At 70.7% G+C, this 19,632-nt stretch carries 19 protein-coding genes; 10 read left to right on the top strand and 9 right to left on the bottom strand.

The features are described 5' to 3' along the window. Positions 1–65: 65 nt before the first annotated feature. A complete protein-coding gene (locus J5X75_RS38130; protein WP_208472578.1) occupies positions 66–788 on the bottom strand; it encodes a GntR family transcriptional regulator in 723 nt (240 codons plus the stop codon). A gap of 69 nt (positions 789–857) precedes the next feature. Here J5X75_RS38130 and deoC point away from each other — a divergent pair, with 69 nt between their 5' ends. Continuing rightward, positions 858–1,553 carry a deoxyribose-phosphate aldolase gene (gene deoC, locus J5X75_RS38125; RefSeq protein ID WP_208472577.1) on the top strand — a complete coding sequence of 232 codons (696 nt, stop codon included), beginning with the start codon at positions 858–860 and terminating at the stop codon, positions 1,551–1,553. A 183-nt stretch (positions 1,554–1,736) separates the two neighbouring features. Then, positions 1,737–2,648: an aminotransferase class IV gene (locus J5X75_RS38120; protein ID WP_208472576.1), complete on the top strand. Its 912-nt coding sequence runs from the start codon at positions 1,737–1,739 to the stop codon at positions 2,646–2,648. 919 nt (positions 2,649–3,567) lie between these two features. On the opposite strand, the gene J5X75_RS38115 is transcribed toward J5X75_RS38120, so the two are convergent. Both J5X75_RS38115 and J5X75_RS38110 read right to left on the bottom strand, forming a co-directional pair. Beyond that, positions 3,568–4,275, bottom strand: coding sequence for a sulfotransferase-like domain-containing protein (locus J5X75_RS38115; RefSeq protein WP_208472575.1), 708 nt, complete (start codon positions 4,273–4,275; stop codon positions 3,568–3,570). Between the two features lie 19 nt (positions 4,276–4,294). After that, positions 4,295–4,474 (bottom strand): hypothetical protein, encoded by a 180-nt coding sequence (locus J5X75_RS38110; RefSeq protein WP_208472574.1) that lies wholly within the window; start codon positions 4,472–4,474, stop codon positions 4,295–4,297. Positions 4,475–4,693: 219 nt separating this feature from the next. On the opposite strand from J5X75_RS38110, the gene J5X75_RS38105 reads away from it, so the two are divergent. Further along, complete coding sequence (locus J5X75_RS38105; protein WP_208472573.1) at positions 4,694–5,206, top strand: flavin reductase family protein; 513 nt, start codon at positions 4,694–4,696, stop codon at positions 5,204–5,206. Between the two features lie 159 nt (positions 5,207–5,365). Here the strand turns inward: J5X75_RS38105 and J5X75_RS38100 are convergent, their stop codons facing one another. The 3 genes from J5X75_RS38100 to rfbB form a co-directional block, all read right to left on the bottom strand. Beyond that, positions 5,366–6,118 carry a sulfite exporter TauE/SafE family protein gene (locus J5X75_RS38100; RefSeq protein ID WP_208472572.1) on the bottom strand — a complete coding sequence of 251 codons (753 nt, stop codon included), beginning with the start codon at positions 6,116–6,118 and terminating at the stop codon, positions 5,366–5,368. A 700-nt stretch (positions 6,119–6,818) separates the two neighbouring features. Then, entirely contained in the window at positions 6,819–7,664 is an 846-nt protein-coding gene (gene rfbD, locus J5X75_RS38095) for a dTDP-4-dehydrorhamnose reductase (protein ID WP_208472571.1), read from the bottom strand. Further along, positions 7,664–8,641 (bottom strand): dTDP-glucose 4,6-dehydratase, encoded by a 978-nt coding sequence (gene rfbB / locus J5X75_RS38090; protein ID WP_208472570.1) that lies wholly within the window; start codon positions 8,639–8,641, stop codon positions 7,664–7,666. Before rfbB ends, rfbD begins: the two co-directional genes overlap by 1 nt. A gap of 46 nt (positions 8,642–8,687) precedes the next feature. Here rfbB and rfbA point away from each other — a divergent pair, with 46 nt between their 5' ends. The 5 genes from rfbA (at position 8,688) to J5X75_RS38065 (ending at position 14,143) form a co-directional block, all read left to right on the top strand. Next, positions 8,688–9,542: a glucose-1-phosphate thymidylyltransferase RfbA gene (gene rfbA / locus J5X75_RS38085; protein ID WP_208472569.1), complete on the top strand. Its 855-nt coding sequence runs from the start codon at positions 8,688–8,690 to the stop codon at positions 9,540–9,542. Beyond that, positions 9,539–10,150 carry a dTDP-4-dehydrorhamnose 3,5-epimerase family protein gene (locus J5X75_RS38080; protein WP_208472568.1) on the top strand — a complete coding sequence of 204 codons (612 nt, stop codon included), beginning with the start codon at positions 9,539–9,541 and terminating at the stop codon, positions 10,148–10,150. The genes rfbA and J5X75_RS38080 overlap by 4 nt, the downstream gene beginning before the upstream one ends. A 218-nt stretch (positions 10,151–10,368) precedes the next feature. Beyond that, positions 10,369–11,865 (top strand): sugar transferase, encoded by a 1,497-nt coding sequence (locus tag J5X75_RS38075; protein WP_307798528.1) that lies wholly within the window; start codon positions 10,369–10,371, stop codon positions 11,863–11,865. Next, positions 11,790–13,211, top strand: a complete 1,422-nt coding sequence (locus J5X75_RS38070) for a UDP-glucose dehydrogenase family protein (RefSeq protein ID WP_372451017.1) — start codon at positions 11,790–11,792, stop codon at positions 13,209–13,211. Before J5X75_RS38075 ends, J5X75_RS38070 begins: the two co-directional genes overlap by 76 nt. Next, the gene (locus J5X75_RS38065; protein ID WP_208472565.1) at positions 13,208–14,143 is read left to right on the top strand and encodes a glycosyltransferase; all 936 of its coding nucleotides are present in this window, start codon (positions 13,208–13,210) and stop codon (positions 14,141–14,143) included. The genes J5X75_RS38070 and J5X75_RS38065 overlap by 4 nt, the downstream gene beginning before the upstream one ends. Here J5X75_RS38065 and J5X75_RS38060 read toward each other — a convergent pair. Genes J5X75_RS38060 through J5X75_RS38050 form a run of 3 tightly spaced genes read right to left on the bottom strand, consistent with a single transcriptional unit; the run spans position 14,135 to position 16,935 of the window. Then, a complete protein-coding gene (locus J5X75_RS38060; protein ID WP_208472564.1) occupies positions 14,135–14,803 on the bottom strand; it encodes a polysaccharide deacetylase family protein in 669 nt (222 codons plus the stop codon). The two genes, J5X75_RS38065 and J5X75_RS38060, sit on opposite strands and share 9 nt — an antisense overlap. A 6-nt stretch (positions 14,804–14,809) precedes the next feature. Further along, positions 14,810–15,655 (bottom strand): glycosyltransferase, encoded by an 846-nt coding sequence (locus tag J5X75_RS38055; RefSeq protein ID WP_208472563.1) that lies wholly within the window; start codon positions 15,653–15,655, stop codon positions 14,810–14,812. Continuing rightward, positions 15,652–16,935 (bottom strand): glycosyltransferase family 4 protein, encoded by a 1,284-nt coding sequence (locus J5X75_RS38050; RefSeq protein WP_208472562.1) that lies wholly within the window; start codon positions 16,933–16,935, stop codon positions 15,652–15,654. Before J5X75_RS38050 ends, J5X75_RS38055 begins: the two co-directional genes overlap by 4 nt. Positions 16,936–17,332: 397 nt before the next feature. Between J5X75_RS38050 and J5X75_RS38045 the strand changes: the two genes are divergently transcribed. Together J5X75_RS38045 and J5X75_RS38040 are read left to right on the top strand one after the other, a co-directional pair. Next, complete coding sequence (locus tag J5X75_RS38045) at positions 17,333–18,226, top strand: YveK family protein (protein ID WP_208472561.1); 894 nt, start codon at positions 17,333–17,335, stop codon at positions 18,224–18,226. Next, positions 18,223–19,602, top strand: a complete 1,380-nt coding sequence (locus J5X75_RS38040) for an O-antigen ligase family protein (protein ID WP_208472560.1) — start codon at positions 18,223–18,225, stop codon at positions 19,600–19,602. Before J5X75_RS38045 ends, J5X75_RS38040 begins: the two co-directional genes overlap by 4 nt. The last annotated feature ends 30 nt before the right edge of the window (positions 19,603–19,632 follow it).

Below are 19,632 nucleotides of genomic sequence, written 5' to 3'. Positions count from 1 at the left end.
GGGCGGTCGGACGGAGAGCGGAGCGGTCCGGGCGGAAGGTGGCGGATCGGAGGGGCGTGGCGGCGCTATCCGATCAGCGGCTCGACGCCGAAGGCGACGTCGAGGCGGTAGCGGTCCGCCGCGTACCGTGACTCGCTCAGCTCCAACGGCCGCTCATGCTGGTCGAGGATCAACCGCTCCTCCACCAGCAGGGCCGACCCGACCGGCACATCCAGCTCCCGCGCATCCTCCTCGGTGGCCGACTGCGCGCCGATCGTCGCCGTACCCCGGACCGGGGTGTGTCCGAGTTTGACCAGCGCCTCGTGGACCGACAGCGACAGGTCGGCGTCCAGCAGTCCCGGGATGCCGCCCGGGTAGATGGCCCGCTCGTACGCGATCGGCTCCTCGTCGGCGAAGCGAACACGATGAATCGCGTACACGTCACCGCGGCGGAGCCGCAAGCGCGTCGCCTCGATGGCGGTGGGCGCGCGCAGTTCGGCGACCACCACCTTGGCCCAGGGCCGTCGGCCCTGCTTGCGGATCTCCTCGCTGAGCCGGATGAGGTGGTCGGCGCGGCGCGGCCCGCTGGGCACCGCGACGAACGTGCCGCGGCCCGGGGCCCGGTAGACGAGGCCGTCGTTGACCAGCTGGGTGACCGCGGCGCGGGCGGTCATCCGGCTGACGCCGTGTTCGCGGGCGAGTTCGGGTTCCGACGGCAGCGGGTCGTGCGGCCGGGACTTGGCGATGAGCGCGCGCAGCGACTGTTCGATGCGGAAGTAGCGTGGCGCGAAATCGGGATCCCCGGACATGCCGCCACCATACCGATCCCCCGAACCTGTCTAGACAGCTACCTGTCTAGACAGCTACTGTTCGGTGCCATGAATTTCACCGTGCCGCAGATCGCCAAGATGATCGACCATTCCATCCTCCGTCCCGAGTTCACCCTGGAGGACCTGCGTGAAGGTTGCGCGATCGCCAAGAAGTACGACGTCGCCTCGGTCTGCGTCCGCCCGTGTGACGTGACCGTCGCCGTCGACCTGCTGCGCGGCACGAACGTCGCGGTCGGCACGGTCGTCGGCTTCCCGCACGGCGACATGCCCACCGGGATCAAGATCGCCGAGACCGAGCTCGCCGTGCACCAGGGCGCGTCCGAGATCGACATGGTCCTCAACATCGGGTGGCTGCGCTCCGGCGACATCGCCGCCGTCGAGCACGAGATCGGCCTCGTGGTCAAGGCCGCCGGCGCCGCCCACGTCAAGGTCATCCTCGAGACGGCGTACCTCACCGACGAGGAGAAGCTGGCCGCCTGCTGGGCCGCCGAGCGCGCCGGCGCGGCGTTCGTGAAGACCTCCACCGGATTCGCGCCACACGGCGCCACCATCGACGACCTTGCGCTGATGCGCTCGGCCGTCTCGGCGAAGGTGCAGGTCAAGGCGTCCGGCGGGGTGCGGACCCTGGACGCGATGATCGCGATGGCCGGCGTCGGCGTGACGCGTTTCGGCACGTCTGCGACGGCCGAGATCCTGCAGGACCTGGCCCGTCGCCAGGTTTCGGTCGCGGGTGGCCGGGCCTGATTCTTCTTCGGTACGGGGTGAGCGTTCCCGATCTCCGCTCCGTACTACCGGATGACGGTCCCCCGGGTCGTCCCCGCCCCCCCCAGGCCCCCCCCCCGCGGGGGGGGGGGTCCGCCCGGGCGGGGGGCCCCGCCCCCCCCCCCGGGGCCCCCCCGGCCCCGGTGAGCTCCGTATGCTGACCCGATGCTGCAGCGGTACGACGAGCGCAACGCGGACATCGTCTACTGGGTCAACGGCGAGTTGCTGCACCGTGACCAGCCCGGACTGTCCCCCTTCGACTCGGTGGTCCAGGGCGGCGACGCGGTCTGGGAGGGCCTGCGCCTCTACCAGGGAGCGATCTTCGGCCTCGCCGCGCACCTGTCCCGGCTGCGCCGCTCGGCGTGTGCGCTGGGCTTCACCGGCATCCCGGCCGACGACACGATCATCGACGCGATCACCCGCACGCTGCGGGCCAACGAGATGTCCGACGGCGTACACATCCGGCTCACCCTGACCCGTGGGGTGAAGCTGACCAGCGGCATGGACCCGCGGCTCAACACCACCGGCCCGACGCTGATCGTGCTGGCCGAGCACAAGCCCCCGGTCTACGACACCGGCGGCCTGACCCTGGTCACCTCCAGCATCCGCCGCCCGGCACCGGACGTCCTGGACCCCAAGATTCACCACAACAACCTGCTCAACTCGATTCTCGCCAAGATCGAGGCGAACGCGGCCGGCGCCGACGACGCCCTCATGCTCGACCAGCGCGGTTTCGTCGCCGAGACCAACGCCACCCACCTGTTCGCGGTCACCGAAGGCGCCCTGATCACCCCGACCACGGCCGCCTGCCCGGAGGGCATCACTCGCCAGACCGTCCTCGACCTGGCCGGCCAACACGGCATCCCGGCCACCGTCCGCGACATCTCCCTGACCGAGATGTACGCCGCGAGCGAGGTCTTCTGCACCGGCACCATGGGCGAGATCGCGGCCGTGACGACCATCGACGGCCGCGTCATCGGTTCTGGCGCGGTCGGCTCGCTCACCACCCGGATGGCCAAGCTCTACCAGTCGCACGCCGCCACCCACGGCACCCGCCTGCTCCGGGCCCTCACCTAACCGCCCTTCGTCCGGCGCTCCTCACCTGTCTTGCGCCGTCTTGCGCCCATCCTCGGCGCGATCTTGGACGTTCTGCCACCGATTCCGGTGGTCGGGCGCCCAAGGTCGCGGAGCCTGTTGCGGCGGTTGCGTGCCCATTCTGGATCTTGTGGAGTTGGCCACCGATTGCGGTGGTGGAGCGTCCAAGATTGTGGAGGCTGTTGCGGCGGTTGCGTGCCCATTTCGGATCTTGTGGGGTCGGCCACCGATTGCGGTGGTGGGGCGTCCAAGATCGCGGAGGCTGTTGCGGCGGTTGCGTGCCCATTTCGGATCTTGTGGAGTTGGCCACCGATTCCGGTGGTGGGGCGTCCAAGATCGCGGAGGCTGTTGCGGCGGTTGCGTGACCATTTCGGATCTTGTGGAGTTGGCCACCGATTCCGGTGGTGGGGCGTCCAAGATTGTGGAGGCTGTTGCGGCGGTTGCGTGACCATTCTGGACCTTGTGGGGTCGGCCGCCGATTTCGGTGGTGGGGCGTCCAAGATCGCGGGAGAGAGGGTGGGTGCGCGGCTAGCTGCGGACATTAGGCCAGCGGGGCAGTGGTCAGCGAAGCGGCGGGTCAGCGAAGCAGCGAACCAGCAGAGCAGCGGGCCAGCGGAGCAGCAGGCCAGCGGAGCGGCGGGCCAGCGGAGCGGCGGGTCGGCAGAGCAGCGGGCCAGCAGAGCAGCGGGGCGGCAGAACGGCGGGGCGGCAGAGCGGCGGGGCGGCAGAGCGGCGGGGCGGCAGAGCGGCGGGCCAGCAGAGCAGCGGGCCAGCCGAACAGCAGGCCAGCAGAACGGCAGAACGGCGGGCCGGCAGAACGGCAGAACGGCGGGGCGGCAGAACGGCGGGGCGGCAGAACGGCGGGGCGGCGGGGCCGGGGCCGGTGGGGCAGGGGGCGAGGTTAGTGGGGGCGGGCGGCGGCCAGTTCCTCGTAGTACGGGCGGGCCGCGTCGACCAGCGGGAGTAGGTGCGGCGGGACGTCGGCGGGGGACGGGTCGTAGGGGGCGAAGCCGGTGGAGGCGTGCACGGAGGCGTACCAATGTGGTGCCCAGACGCCGTCGGTGGGACGGGGACCCGGTGCCCAGGCCAGCATCGCCGGGTCGAAGGCGAAGCCGAGGCCGGTACAGAGATTCCGTAGCGTGCCTTCCGGGTCGCGGAGCACGTCGGCCGCGTCGACCACCGGGCCGCCGAAGGCGCGGAAGATCTCGCGCTGCTGCGGATAGCCGAGGTCCTCGAGGGTGGGCGTGCCCCGCACCTTCGCGTACGAGGCGACCACCCGCTCCGGTTCCCGGATCAGGAAGGCGTGCCGGAGCCCGGCCAGCCAGCCCCGGTCGATCCCCGGCAGCAGGTGGTGTGTCATGTGTTTCTGGTAGAAGACGGCCGGTTCGCCCGGCAGCGGCCCGGTCAGCCATCGGGCCACGTCCGGCCAGCGGGTCGGTTGCGCGGCCAGGATCGCCTCCCGGCCGGGATGATCGAGACCGGTCATCGCCAGGTAGTGGGCGTAGAGCGGCTCGTCGGCGACCACGGTGTCGGCGCGGGAGCCGAAACTGCGCATCATCGCTGTCGAGATGTTGCGGGGACCCGACCACATCGCCACGCGGATCGTCATCCCCACATGTTCACATCTGTTACGGCCTGGTGGGGTGGTGGTCCACGTGCGGCTGTCCCATCCAGAGTTCGCGGCTGCCCACGGTGGCGCCGCTGATCGCCTCGGCGCGCCGCATCCCGCTGGTCTGGGCCGTGTCCGGGTGCAGTGAATGGGACCCGATGTGATGCGGCCCGCGGTGGAACGGGTCCTCGTCGCTCATGCCCGCATCCTGAGCCGCCCTCCGCCGGATGTGAATGTGAACCTATCGGTTTACTAGGATTTGGGAACCGTGTTGACGCGACCGCCGGTCGGGGAGCAACGTCGGTGGTGCCGGCCGGGCAGCGCGTGACCTCGGGCATCACACGCTGGACGGACCGGCCGAGTGGCGATGGGGCCGCTCTGATGTGATCTTCGTGCACCAGCAAGATGGAGGCCCGTCATGACCCTGCAGACCGTACCGACCGGAGCCGTGGACACCGACCTCTTCCGGCAGCTGCTCCGCCGCCACGCCGCGGCGGTCGTGGTGATCACCGCTCCGGGTGAGCCGGCGACCGGCTTCACCGCCACCTCCTTCACCTCGGTCTCGCTGGACCCGCCGCTGGTGTCGTTCTGCCTGGCCCGGACCGCTTCGGCGTGGCCGGCCGTCGAGGCGGCGGACATCGTCGCCGTGCACGTGCTCGGCCAGGAGCAGGAGCACGTGGCCCGGACGTTCTCCACCCGGGGGATCGACCGGCTCGCCGAGCACGGCGCCTGGCGGCCGGGCCCGGACGGGGTGCCCCTGCTGGACGGGGTGCTGGCCCGGCTGGTCTGCCGGGTCGTCGACCGCGTCCCGGCCGGCGACCACACGATCGTTCTGGCCAGCCCGCTCGACGGCGAGCACGGGCTGGGCGAGTCGGAGACGCCGCTGGTCTATCACGCCGGACGGTATGCGGAGCTGCGTCATGCCGACTGACATGGTCGCCGGCCGGTCAGCCGGCGACCGTGAGGATCCTGGTCAGCGCGGGGCGGTGCCCTCGACCAGTTCCGGTGGCCGGCCGCGGCGCGGCCAGACCGACAGTTTCAGGGGCTCCGGCCGCGGCAGGTCGTCGCGGGCCGCCACTGCGGAAGCGGGTCAGGTGGCGTCCATCCAGAGGTAGCAGGCCAGGCCCAGGGCGGCCAGCGCGATCACGATGCGCAGGGGGCGTTCCGGGGTGCGGCGGACCAGGGACGGGCCGATCCAGCTACCGATCAGGCAGCCCAGGCCCAGCAGCAGGGCGGCGGCCCAGTGCACCGGGGCGACCACCGCGTACAGGATCGCGGCGGCCGCGTTCGACGCGCACAGCACGACGCTCTTCACGGCGTTGCTCACGGCGAGCGGTTCGACCACCGACATCGACAGGACGGCCAGCATGAGTACGCCGGCGGCCGCCCCGAAATAGCCGCCGTAGACGCCGATCAGGAACACCGCGAGGCCCAGTGGCGGCTGGGTGAACCGGGCTTTCGGCCGGGTGTACCAGCCGCGCAGCCGGTCGCGCAGCAGCAGCACCAGCGCGGCTAGGGCGATCAGCACCGGCACGATCCGTTCGAACACGGTGGCCGTGGTGTTCATCAGCAGGATCGCGCCGACGGTGCCGCCGAGCAGTGCGTAGCCGCTCTGCCGCAGGATCCGCGGCCCCTGCCCGCGCAGCTCCACCCGGGAACCGGCGGCCGAGCCGGCGCCGCTGGCGAGCAGACCCACCGAGTTCGTCACGTTCGCGGCGATCGGCGGGAGCCCCACGGCCAGCAGGGTCGGATAGCTGATCAGCGAGGCCAGCCCGGCCATCGAACCGGTCAGCCCGGATCCGACACCGCCGGCCAGCAGCAGAGCCGCATGATCCCATTGCACTTCCAGAGTCTCGCCCGGAACACCCCGCCGACCGGTCATGGATCGCTGTCGTCTTCGTCACGCGACGCCGCCCGGATCAGCAACGGTGTCCGGAAAGCCGATCTTGTCCAGCCGGTCCTCAGTGCTGCCTCAGCACCGTGGAGACAGCACTGACAGCCAGCCGATCGACTCCGGCTGGTTGTGGGCTGTTTCAGCGGCGTTGAGACAGCTCTGGGAGCTAGCCGATCGACTTCGGTTGGTTGTGGAGGTTGTTTCCGCGGCGTTGAGACAGCGCTGGGAGCTAGCCGATCGACTCCGGCTGGTTGTGGGGGCCGTCGGCATGGGCGAGACAGCGCTCGGAGCCAGCCGGATCTTCGCGGCTGGCTGTGGAGACGTTGCGGCTCGGGCGCGGCAGCGCAATGAGCCAGCCGATCGACTCCGGCTGGTTGTGGGCTGTTTCAGCGGTGTTGAGACAGCGCTGGGAGCCGGCTGGCTCTTGCCGGCTGGGTTTCGTGGGGGTGGGACAGGGCGGGGGCGGCGGCGAATGAGGGGGTGCCGGGGTGGGTGGCTCGCCCGGCCACCGATCTGAGCCCGGTGGGCGCGGCACAGGCTGGAGTGGCAGCGAGATCGCGTGGGACGGACGGGACGGGTGGGGTGCGTTTTGGGACGACGCGGCGCGTACCGGGGAAAAGGGGTGGGAGGACGTCCTGGCTGGACCACGTCAGGGCAGGAACAGGGGCATCGCTTCGGCCAGGAGGGCTCGCCAGTGGGGGAGCGGGGCGACGCCGGTGCCGGACCAGCGGGCGTGGGAGAGCACGCTGTAGGCGGGTCGGCGGGCCGGGCGTGGGAAGCGGTCGCTCGTGGCGGGGCGGATCCGGTCGGGGTCGAGGCCGGCCTGTTCGAAGACGGCGCGGGCCAGGCCGAACCAGGTGGTGGAACCGGCGGCGGTGCCGTGGTAGGCGCCGGGGGCCGCGTCGCCGGAGATCGCGGCGCGGGACAGGGCGACCAGCTGCTGGGCGAGGGCGTAGGACCAGGTGGGTGGGCCTTCCTGGTCGTCGACCACGTCCAGGGTGTCGCGGGTGGCGGCCAGGGTGAGCATAGTGCGGACGAAGTTGGGGCCGTGGGCGCCGTAGAGCCAGGCGGTGCGGACCACGTAGCCGCCGGTGTCGAGGACCGCCTGCTCGCCGACCGCCTTGCCGCGGCCGTAGGCGTTGATCGGGGCGTGCGGGGTGTCCTCGGGGACCGGGGTGGTCGCCGTGCCGTCGAAGACGTAGTCGGTGGAGATGTGGACGAGGCGTTTGCCGGCCACGTGCGCGAGCAGCCGGACCGCGTGCCCGTTGGCCGCGGTGGCGTTCTCCTCGTCGGTCTCGGCGCCGTCGACATTCGTCCAGGCGGCGGTGTTGAGGACGATGTCGGCCCCGGCCACCGCGTCGCGGACCTCGACCGGGTCGGTGATGTCGAGGTCGGCGCGGGTGGCGGCGACCACGTCGGTCTCGCCGGACTCGGCCAGGACCCTCTGGAGGTCGCGGCCGAGCATGCCGCCGGCGCCGGTGATCAGCCAGCGCATCAGAGGCCGGCCCGGGCCTTGAGGGGCTCCCACCAGGCGCGATTGTCGCGATACCAGGCGACCGTCGCGGCCAGGCCCGCGTCGAGGGTGATCCGCGGGGTGTAGCCCAGTTCGTTGCTGATCTTGCTGATGTCCAGGGAGTAGCGGCGGTCGTGGCCCTTGCGGTCGGCGACCGGGCGGACCATGTCCCAGCCGGCGCCGCACGCCTCGAGGAGACGCTCGGTCAGCTCGCGGTTGGACAGTTCGGTGCCGCCGCCGATGTGGTAGACCTCGCCGGACCGGCCCTTCTCCAGCACCAGCTGGATGCCACGGCAGTGGTCGGCGACGTGCAGCCAGTCGCGGATGTTGCCGCCGTCACCGTAGAGCGGGACCGGTTCGCCGTCCAGCAGGTTGGTGACGAAGAGCGGGATGACCTTCTCCGGGAACTGGTGCGGCCCGTAGTTGTTGGAGCAGCGGGTGACCACCACGTCCATGCCGTGGGTGCGGTGCGCGGCGAGGGCGAGCAGGTCGGAGCCGGCCTTGGAGGCGGCGTACGGCGAGTTCGGCGCGAGTGGCCACGTCTCGGTCCACGAGCCCTCGGCGATCGAGCCGTACACCTCGTCGGTGGAGACGTGCACGAAGCGGCCGACCCCGGCGGCGCGGGCCGCGTCGAGCAGGATCTGGGTGCCGAGCACGTTGGTGGTCACGAACGGGAGCGCGCCTGAAATCGAGCGGTCCACGTGTGATTCGGCGGCGAAATGGACGACGGCGTCGTGGCCGGGGAGTAAGTCCCGGAGAAGATCAAAATCGGAAATGTCTCCCTGGATGAAACGCAGTCGGGAATCCGACAGTGGGAGGTTGTCACGATTTCCTGAATAGGACAACAGATCCAGAACGGTCACCGACGCACCGGTCATGCCCGCGTACTCGTCCTGCAAGAGGGCCCTGACATAGGCCGATCCGATGAAGCCGGCACCACCGGTCACGAAAATCTGCACGAGTGGCGAGTGTAGACGGTTGGCGGACCCTGATTAGGGTCGCCCGGTGCGCGGAATTCTGCTCGCCGGGGGGACCGGCTCACGGCTGTGGCCCATCACCATGGCCATGTCCAAACAGCTGATGCCCATCTTCGACAAACCGATGATCTACTACCCGCTGTCCACGCTGGTGTCGGCCGGGATCCGCGAGATCCTGGTGATCACGACGCCCGAGGACCAGCCGCACTTCCACCGGCTGCTCGGTGACGGGAGCCGGTTCGGCCTGGAGCTGACCTACGCGGTGCAGCCCCGGCCGGACGGGATCGCCCAGGCCTTCCGGATCGGCGCCGGCTTCATCGGCGACCAGCCGGTGGCGCTGATCCTCGGCGACAACATCTTCCACGGTCTGGGCGGCTTCGCCGAGCCGTCCGGCGGGCGGGTGTTCGCGTACCCGGTGGCCGACCCGGAGCGGTACGGCGTCGTGGAGTTCGACGACGACGGCCGGGTGCTGTCGATCGAGGAGAAACCCGAGAAGCCCAAGTCGACGTACGTGGTCCCCGGCCTGTACTTCTACGGCGCCGACGTGGTGGAGATCGCCGGCCGGCTGGTGCCGAGCGACCGTGGCGAACTGGAGATCACCGCGGTGAACGAGGAGTACCTGCGCCAGGGCCGGCTCGACGTGACGGTGCTGGACCGGGGCACCGTGTGGCTGGACACCGGCACGTTCCAGTCGATGGTGCAGGCGTCGGAGTACGTCCGGGTGATCGAGGAGCGGCAGGGCCTCAAGATCGGCTGTGTCGAGGAGGCGGCCTGGCGGGCCGGGTTCATCTCCGGCGATCAGTTGCGGGACCTGGCCGATCCGTTGCTGAAGAGCGGGTATGGGCAGTACCTTGTCCGGCTCCTGGACGGGGGCCTGCGATGAGGATCCGTCAGCTGAAGATCGAGGGCGCCTTCGAGGTCACGCCGGTGCAGCACGGTGACGACCGGGGCAGTTTCCTGGAGTGGTACCGGTTCGACGCGCTGGCCGAGGCGGTCGGGCATCCGCTGGACCTGGCCCAGGCCAACCTGTCGACGTCGGCGCGCGGTGTGGTCCGCGGCATCCACTTCGCCGACGTGCCCCCGGGTCAGGCGAAGTACGTGACGTGTGTGTCCGGCGCGGTCCTCGACGTGGTCGTGGACCTGCGTGTCGGATCGCCGACGTTCGGTTCCTGGGAGGCGGTCCGGCTGGACGATGAGGACCGGCGCGCCGTCTATGTGGCCGAGGGGCTGGGGCACGGGTTCTGCGCCCTGACCGAGGGGGCGACGGTGGCGTACCTGTGCTCGTCCACCTATCGCCCGGGCCACGAGCACGGGATTCATCCGCTTGATCGGGAACTCGGCATTGCCTGGCCGGTGGGGGAGCCCGTACTGTCCGCGAAGGACGCCGCCGCGCCGGATCTGGGGGAGGCGGGCGCGAAAGGGCTACTCCCGCGTTACGACGCCTGTAACAACTTTGTCGAAACGTTGCGTCAGATTGACGACAGTCGATAGCTGGGAATGCCGGATAGTCCGAGTTGGACAGCTTCCGACGCATCGGTTCCCGGCATCATCCGAATCGTCATTTCCATCGAACGGAAAGATGTAGCGCGAGCCTGGGGGCGTTGAGAGTCTGTCTCATGTGTCCCGTGGGTTTCGTCCATGGGAAGTTCCAGGGCGTCCGAGCGCCCGGATCAATGGATCATGAGTCCAACGCAGTGTGGGGGCAAGGCGTGCAGACAATTGAATCCGTCGAGACCGTCGACCTCGCGGCGACGGCTTCGCAGCTCAAGGCCCGCTCCAAGGCCAGTGCGGCCCGTAGCGGATGGCAGAGCCGGTATGCCTGGACCCTCTACCTCATCGACTTCGTGGTCGGCCTCAGCGCCGCCTCCTGGGCGCTCGTGCTGCGGTTCGGCGCCTCCGGGACCGATCCGCACCAGCGCGATTACCTGCTGGTGACCCTGCTATTACCGATCGCATGGGTGGCGTGCCTCGCGATCAACCGAGCGTACGAGCCCCGTCACCTCTTCGTAGGCACCGAGGAGTACGCCCGGGTATTCCGCGCCGGATTGGCGTTGACCGCCGCTCTGGCCATTGTCTCCTTCGCGTTCGATCTGCGTTTGGCCCGCGGTTATGTGAGCATCGCGATGCCGCTCGCCATCCTGGTCGACCTCGGCGCCCGCTACGTCTACCGGCAGCGCCTGCACCGGTCCTGGGCCCGCGGCCGGCATCTCAACCGGGTGGTGCTGGTCGGCCACGAGCGGGCCGTCATCGACATGACCCGCCGGCTGAGCCGCGAGCGCTACCACGGCCTCGGCGTGATCGGCGCCTGCCTGCCGCCCGGCCCGGCCCGCACCGCCGCCACCCCCGGGCTGCCCCCGCTGTACGGGACGTTCGACGACGTCGCCACGGCGGTCGCCCGCTCCGACGCCGACACCGTCATCGTGCTCTCCTGCCCGGAGATCGACGGGCCCGCGCTGCGCCGCCTCGCCTGGCAACTGGAGCGGGACGACATCGACCTGATCGTGGCCAGCACCCTGGTCGACGTGGCCGGCGACCGCACCACCATCCGCCCGGTCGACGGCCTGCCGATGCTGCACGTCGAGCACCCACGGCTCAAGGGCAGTGCCCGCGCGGTCAAGGAGATCTTCGACCGGGTCGGCGCGCTGCTGCTGCTGTTGCTCGCCTCGCCGGTGCTCGCCACGGTCGCCGCCCTGGTCCGGTTCCTGCCCGGCGGCCGCGGCCCGGCCATCTTCAAGCAGGAGCGGGTCGGTAAGGACGGCCGTCTGTTCACGCTGTACAAGTTCCGCACCATGCAGGTCGACGCCGAGGCCCGCCTCTTCGAGCTGGGCGACCTCAACGACACCGACGGCGCGCTGTTCAAGATGCGGCAGGACCCCCGGATCACGCCGATCGGCCGCTGGCTGCGCCGGTTCTCCGTCGACGAGCTGCCCCAGCTGCTGAACGTGGTGAAGGGCGACATGTCGCTGGTCGGCCCACGCCCGCCGCTGGCCAAGGAGGTCGCCGACTATCCGGCCGACATGCGCCGCCGGCTCGTGGTGAAGCCCGGGCTCACCGGCCTGTGGCAGGTCTCCGGACGCTCCGACCTGTCCTGGGAGGAGTCGATCCGGCTCGACCTCACCTACGTCGAGAACTGGTCGCTCGCCATGGATCTGGCCATCCTCTTCCGTACCGTGAGCGCGGTGGTCCGCAGTTCGGGGGCGTACTGATGAGGCTCACCGTCATCGGCACCGGCTATCTCGGCGCCACCCACGCCATCTGCATGGCCGTCATGGGCCACGACGTCCTCGGCGTCGACGTCGACACCGCCAAGATCGAGAAGCTGGCCTCCGGCCAGGTGCCGTTCTTCGAGCCCGGCCTGCCCGAGCTGCTCAGCAAGGCCCTGGACTCCGGCCGGCTGCGGTTCACCACCTCGTTCGCCGAGGCCGGCGACTTCGGCGACGTGCATTTCATCTGCGTGGGCACGCCCCAGCAGGCGGACTCCGAGGCCGCCGATTTGACGTACGTGGACGCGGCCGTCACCGTGCTGGCGCCCTACCTGCGCCGCCGCGCCCTGGTGGTCGGCAAGTCCACCGTCCCGGTCGGCACGGCGGCCCGCCTCGCCGGGCTGCTGCGCGAGCTGGCCCCGGCCGGGGACGAGGCGGAACTGGCGTGGAACCCGGAGTTCCTGCGCGAGGGCTACGCCGTCGACGACACCATGCGGCCCGACCGGCTCGTCTTCGGGGTCACCTCGGCGTGGGCCGAGGAGCGGCTGCGCGACACGTTCGAGCCGGTGCTCGCCCAGGGCGTGCCGGTGAAGGTGACCGACCTGCAGACCGCCGAGCTGGTGAAGGTGGCGGCCAACTCGTTCCTGGCCACCAAGATCTCCTACATCAACGCGATGGCCGAGATCTGCGAAGCCACCGGCGCCGACGTGCACGACCTGGCCGAGGCGCTGGCCTACGACGACCGGATCGGCGGGCGGTTCCTGCGGCCCGGCCTCGGGTTCGGCGGCGGCTGCCTGCCCAAGGACATCCGCGCGTTCGCGTACCGGGCCGAGGAGCTCGGGGTCGGCCAGGCGGTCGGGTTCCTGCGCGAGATCGACGGCATCAACCGGCGGCGGCGCGCCCGTACCGTGGATCTGGTCGTGGAGATCTGCGGCGGTGACGTGGCCGGCAAGCGGGTGGCCGCACTGGGCGCCGCGTTCAAGCCGAACTCCGACGACATCCGCGACGCGCCCGCCCTCGACGTGGCCGAGCGGCTGCGGGCCGCCGGCGCCACGGTGGTCGTCTACGACCCCGCCGCCCTGGAGAGCGCCCGGCGCGCGCACCCCCACCTGGAGTACTCGACCAGCGCCCTGGACGCGGCCCGCGGCGCCGACGTCGTGGTGCTGCTGACCGAGTGGAACGAGTTCCGCGAGATCGAGCCGTCCGCGATGGCCGCCGTGGTCGGCCACCGCAAGATCGTCGACGGGCGGCACGCGCTCGACCCGGCCGGCTGGCGGGCCGCCGGCTGGGAGTACCGCGCACTCGGCCGGCCCACCATGGCACCCCTCGAAAAGGAGCACCGTAGGTGAACAGCACGGAGACGGTCGCTGTCGTCGTCGTCACGTACAACAGCGAGGGCCTGCTCGCCGACCTCCTCTCCTCGCTCGGGCCCGGCCTCGACGGCGTCGACTGGCACCTGACCGTCGCCGACAACGATTCGGCCGACGACACGGTGGCCACGCTGCGGCGGCTGGCGCCGGACGCCACCGTCGTCGAGATGGGCCGCAACGGGGGCTACGCGGCCGGCATCAACGCCGCCGTCGCCAAGGCCGGCCCGTTCACCGCGGTACTCGTGCTCAACCCCGACGTCCGGCTCACTCCGGGCTGCATCCGGACGCTGCTCGGTGTCCTGCGCACCGAGGGGACCGGCATCGCCGTACCCCTGCTGCTCGACGGTGACGGTGAGCTCATCCAGACCATGCGCCGCGAGCCGGCGGTGCGCCGCATCCTCGGCGACGCGTTCCTCGGCGCCCGGCGGGCCGGCCGGATCCCGGCCCTCGGCGAGGTCGTCACCGACCCGCGCCGCTACCGGGCCGAGACGGTCACCGACTGGGCCGAGGGCTCCACCGTGCTGATCAGCGCGGAGTGCTGGGAAGCCGTCGGACCCTGGGACGAGTCGTTCTTCCTCTACTCCGAGGAGACCGACTTCGCCCTGCGCGCCCGCGACGCGGGCTTCGTCACCCGGTTCACCCCGGCGGTCCATGCCGTCCACCTGGAAGGCGACTCGCGGGTTTCGCCGGCGCTGTGGGCCCTGCTCAGCGTCAACCGTGTGCGTCTCTACAGCCGCCGCCACCATCGGCTGCTCGCGGTCGCCTTCTGGGCGGCGCTGCTGCTGCGGGAGGGCAGCCGTGCGCTGCTCGGCAAGGCGCCCAGCCGCCGCGCGGTCCGTTTCCTGGTGAGCCCGGCGCGTCTCCGGGAGACCCCGGGCCCGCACACCGTCCACGGCCGCGCGTCATCGTAGCCGTTTGATCACACCGACCGTCTCCAGCTTGAGACGGGACATCGGGGACGGGCCCTGGAGCGCTTCGGCGCGCAGCGAGCCCGGGGTGTCGTCGTTGCGGACCGTGTAGCGGGGCTGGAGCCACTGCGTGGCACGGGCCGGGCGGCGGTCGCTGGTGAAGACCCGGGTGTAACCGAGGCGCCGCATGCGGGTGAGAAGCGTGCGGTCGTACCGGCCGAGCGGGCAGGCCGCCGTCGACACGTCGGCGCCGACCATCTCGGTGAGGCGCTCGCGGGCGGTGACCAGCTCCTCGTCGGACGCGACCGGATCCAGGCCGCGCCACGGGATGTGCCGCATGCCGTGCGTGCCGACGGTCATGCCGCTGCGGTGCAGCAGCCGGACCTCCTCCGGTCCGAGGCTGCCGGGACTGTCGAGCCGGCCGGCGAGAACGAAGAAGTCGGCGGTCAGACCACGCTGCAGGAGCGCGGGCAGGCCGATACCGACATCCGAGGTGTTGCTGTCGTCGAAGCTGATCCGCAGGCCGGGCCAGTCGCGGATCTCGTCGAGGACGGCGCCGAACAGGTCCTCGCTGATCCAGTACCGGTCCTCGCCGGGTTCGAGCTCGCGCTGCGGGGCGCCGATGCCGTGGAAGCAGATGTTGATGACCGAGTCGTTAGCCATGATTCCCTAGGAGTCGGATTGCCGGGAGGATTCGTCGCGGCCCCAGGCGGCGCCACCGTCACCGGCCCGTTTCGCGGCGACCGCCGCCAGCACGGTGATCGTCACGTAGCAGAGCGCGGCGGGAGCCAGCCACGGCCGGGGCAGGACGACGTCACGCAGCCAGGAGGAGCGGTCCGCGGACCGGACCGGCACGGTGATCTCCCCGCGGTCCGCCGCCGCGCGCATCGCGGCGTTGCCGCCCCGGACCCGGACCAGGCGGCGGATCAGGTCGCCGGTGCGGCGCGGGGTGGCGACCGTCGACGTGTACGCCGTGACGTGCGCCTTCTCCTGGCGGGTGAATTGGGAGTCGAGGAAGAGGTCGTCGGCGACCAGGTCGGGGAACCGGCCGAACCGGGCCCGGCCCTTCTCCGACAACGCCACCACGCCCCGCCCGAACAGTCCGTCGCGCAGCACCGGCAGCCGCCCGTGGATCGCGTAGTACGCGCGGACCGGCAGCGGCCGCCCGGCGACGTCCAGCGCCCGCCCGACCGTGGCGGCCGGCGCGGTCTCCAGGGCCGCGGCGAGGGATCGCACCGCGGCGGTGGTCAGCACCACGTCGGCGTCCAGGTAGACGCGCGGGAATCCGACGGCGGCCTCGTCACCGGCGTTGAGGGCCGGGGACTTTCCGGCGGTCGCCAGGTCGATGACGCGGACGCCCGGGCGGCCGCGGGCGACCGCGACGGTGTCGTCGGTGCACCCGTTGGCGACGACGGTGATGTCGAACTCGCCGGGCCGCGCGTCGCTCAGCAGCGCGTCCAGGCAGCGCCCGATCACCGCCGCCTCGTTGTGCGCGGCGATGACGACGCTGGTCATCGCTTCTCCGGCGCCGGCTCGGTGCTGCCGGTGCGCTGCCGGGGGATGCGGGCGCCGGTCGCGGGCGGCGGCAGGCGTCTGGCGAGCAGCCGCCGGAAGACATCGGCGTACGGACCGGCCTGGTGCTCCCAGGACAGCAGGCCGAGGAACCGCTCGCGGCCCAGTTTGCGCATCCGTTGACGCCGTGCGTCGTCGTCGAGCAGTTCGTCGATGGCCTCGGCGAACTCCTCGGGGGCGCCGGTCGGCACGTAGACGCCGGCGTCACCGAGGGTGCGGCGCGTCTCGGTCAGGTCGGCCGCGATCACCGGGAGTCCACGACCCACGTACTCGACGGTCTTCGCCATGGTCGACAGATCGTTCATCCGGGTCGGCAGGTCCGGCTGGACGGCGATGACCGCCTCGCGCAGCAACTCGTCGACGGCCGGGCCGTCGAGCCAGCCGGTGAACTCGACCACGTCCTCGACCTTGCGCTCGGCGGCGAGGCGGCGCACCGACGGCATGCTCTCGCCGTCACCGGCCAGGATCATCCGCCAGCCGGTGCGGCCCCGGCGGCGGGCCAGCTCCTCGGCGGCCAGCACGACGCCCTCGACGTTGTCCTGTGGGCCGAAGACACCGAGGTAGACGATCCGCGGCACGCCGTCGGCGGGGGTGACCTCCGCCGGCTCGCCGGTGATCTCCCGGCCGGCCGGGCCGTTGCGGACCACGGTCACCTTCTCCGGCCGGACGCCGCGGCGGACCGCGTTGTCCTTGAACGACTCGTTGGTGGCGACCACCTCGGTCGCCGTGCGCAGGGTGAGCCACTCCATCGCGACCAGGATCCGGGTGACCCACCGGTTCGGCTCCCGGGCGATGCCGTCGCTGCCGACCCGGGACGCGTAGACCTCCGGGCACAGGTCGTGGTGGTCGAAGACCCACGGCCGGCCGAGGGCACGCAGCAGCAGGGCGAGCGGCCAGTAGACGTCCGGCGGGTTGCAGACCTGGACGGCGTGCGCGCGCCCGGCGAGGACCTCGCCGATCAGGCGGACCGCGATGCAGAGGAAGGACCAGGCGAACTCGACGGCGAAGGTCAGCACGCCACTGCCGTAGACCTTCACCGGGTACGGCTTGAGCCGGGTGTTCCGGCTGCCCGGCAGCACGCGCAGGCTCTTGTCACCGCGTGGCGCGATGACGGTCACCTCGAAACCTCTCTCCTCCAGTGTCAGGCACTCCCGGATCACCCGGCGGTCGCGTTCGGCCGGCAGGTTGGCGATGAGGATGGTGACGTGCGGGCTGCGAGCCATGGTGTCGTCCGTCTCCTTTGCTCACTGCGGACCTGTGAACAGTGCTCGATGGAACGAGCCGCCAGCAACCGTCCGACCGGGCAGCGTCGGCGGTCGTCTGTTCTAAGTGGAGTCGGATCTGCGGCGAGTTCTGCAGTAAGGCCCGAATCGCACGTCCATCCGCATAGTGGTGAATGTCCGTACATCGTGGATGGACCTTGCGGGGATATGGTCAAATTTCGGCTTTCGCTAGACCAGGCATTGACGTGGCTGAAAGGGCTTGTCGGTTTTACGACAGCGTTCGCGACGGCACTCGATTCGGTCCGGACGGCCGGATGCCTAAGATCGATGGCGGATGGACGGCTCGCCACCGAGTCGTGCAGGGTCCCCTGTGGCCCGTTCGATCGAGAGGGAAATCGTGGACCTCTGGGACCTCACCAGACTGCTGCTCCGCCGGTGGTACTTCGCGGTGCCGATGCTGGTGGTCACGGTCGCGGTCGTCTATCTGGCCGCCCAGACGGTCTCGCCCGACTACAAGGCCACCGGGTACATGCAGTTGATCCCGTCGCCCAGCAGCGGCAAGCCGGCCGATCCGGACGCCAAGCCGCGCCCGGCGAACCCCTGGCTCGACCTCGGTTACGCGGCGCTGGGCAACGCCGCCGCGCTGACCGTCACCAACCCGACCGCGCTGGAGAAGCTGGTCGACGAGGGCTTCTCGGACAGCATCACGGTCGTGCTCAACGAGCGCACCCCGCTGTTCGAGATCGAGGTGGTGGGCGACAGCAAGGAGCAGGCCACCGGCACCATCCAGCGGGTGATCAAGCTGCTCCAGGACGACATCGCCGCCAAGCAGAAGCAGTACGGCGCCCTGCCCGAGGACACCATCTCCACCCTGGTGATCAACGACGGCAGCGCGCCCGAGCAGGACACCGGCACCCGCAAGCGGGTCCTGATCGTGGCCGCCGGCCTGGGCGTGCTGCTCACCACCGCGTCCACCATCGTTCTGGACTACTGGCTGCGCCGCCGTAGGCACCGTGACGACGAGGGCGACGGCGCGGGCGGCGACCCGCCGGGTCCGGTGCGGTCCGAACCGGTGCGCGCCCGGCCGTCCGACGAGGCGGAGAAGACCCAGGTGCTGCGCCCGCAGCAGCGGCAGGGCAACCACGCCGGCGGCGTGCGCCACTCGACCGAGACCCGGCCCCGCCAGTCGCACGCACAGCGGGACACCAACGGGCCGGTGGACCCGGTCGACGCCACGGTCATCCTCCCGACCTCGTACCAGCCCTGGAACGCCCAGAAGAAAAGATCATGACGTCGTCGGCGGTTCATCCGGTCGATCTCGAGCCGTCGCTGATCGCACCGGGTACGTACACCTCCCGGCGCCTCCAGGTCCGGCTGGACACCGCGACGGTCATCGCGTTCCTGGTCTGCCTGCTCTACTGCCTGCCGGCCGCGCTGATCGTGCCCGGCCTGACCTTCGCCGGCCGGCCCGCGCTGGTGGTGGCGATGGGGCTGTTCGCCTGGTGGCTGATCGCCCGGCTGAGCCCGACGCTGTTCCTGATGGGGCCGCAGCCGCTGCGCTGGGCGATGCTGTTCTACCTGGTGTCGATGCTGCTGTCGTACATCTCCGGGATGCTGCGGGGGCTGCCCTCCCTGGAGGCCAACCGGCAGAACTTCACCCTTCTGGTCACCTTCCAGTTCATCGGCCTGGTGTTGATGGCGGCCGACGGGGTCAACAACTGGGACCGGCTGCGCAAGGTCCTGCGGGTCTTCGTCTGGGCGGCCGCCTTCATGGCGGTGATCGGCCTGATCCAGTCGCTGTTCGAGTACGACATAGCCCAGCGGCTGATCGTGCCCGGTCTGGAGATCAAGGCCGAGATGGCCGACTTCCAGAAGCGTGGTGACGAGGGCCTGTTCCGGGTCGCCGGCACGGCCATCCACTACATCGAGTTCAGCACCGTGCTGGCCATGGCCGTCCCGTTCGGACTGCACTTCGCGATGTACTCACCGGCGAAGGCCGGTCGCCGCTTCTACGCCGCGCTGACCGCGGTGATCGCCGCGGCCGTGCCGATCGCCATCTCCCGGACCGGCGTGCTGGCGCTGGGCGTGGCCATGACGGTCATGTTCTTCGCCTGGAGCTGGCGCCTGCGCTACAACATGCTGCTGATCACGGTGGTCGCGCTGGGCGCCATGACGGTACTGCGGCCCGGCCTGCTCGGCACGCTGAAGTCGATGTTCCTGATGGCCGACCAGGACCCGAGCATCACCGGCCGGACCGAAGACTACGAGATGGTCTCCCACTGGTTCAGTCAGCGACCGTGGCTCGGTCGTGGGCCGGGCACGCTCATCCCCGACCTGTACATCATGCTCGACAACCAGTGGCTGATGTCGCTGGTGACCACCGGCATCGTCGGAGTGCTGGCGCTCGCCGCGCTGCACGTCACCTGCATCGCGCAGGCCGGGATGGCCCTGCGGCGCTCCACCGCCGCCGAGGACAAACACCTCTGTGCGGCGCTCATCTCCAGCCAGGTCGTCGCGATCCTGGTCGGAGCCACCTTCGACTCGTTCAGCTTCACCACCTTCGCGTTCACCCTCGCTCTGATGTCGGGCCTCGCCGGTGCGGTCTGGCGCTTCACCCATCCCACCCGCGTGATCCGCACCTCCCATGTCAAGCGGCTGTTCGAATGAGCCTCGGACGACGCACCGACAGCGGCGACG

Source organism: Actinoplanes flavus, from assembly GCF_017592555.1.
Taxonomy (GTDB): Bacteria; Actinomycetota; Actinomycetes; order Mycobacteriales; family Micromonosporaceae; genus Actinoplanes; species Actinoplanes flavus.
The sequence above is the reverse complement of the archived record's forward strand: the minus strand, read 5'-3'. Positions and strand labels throughout refer to the sequence as shown.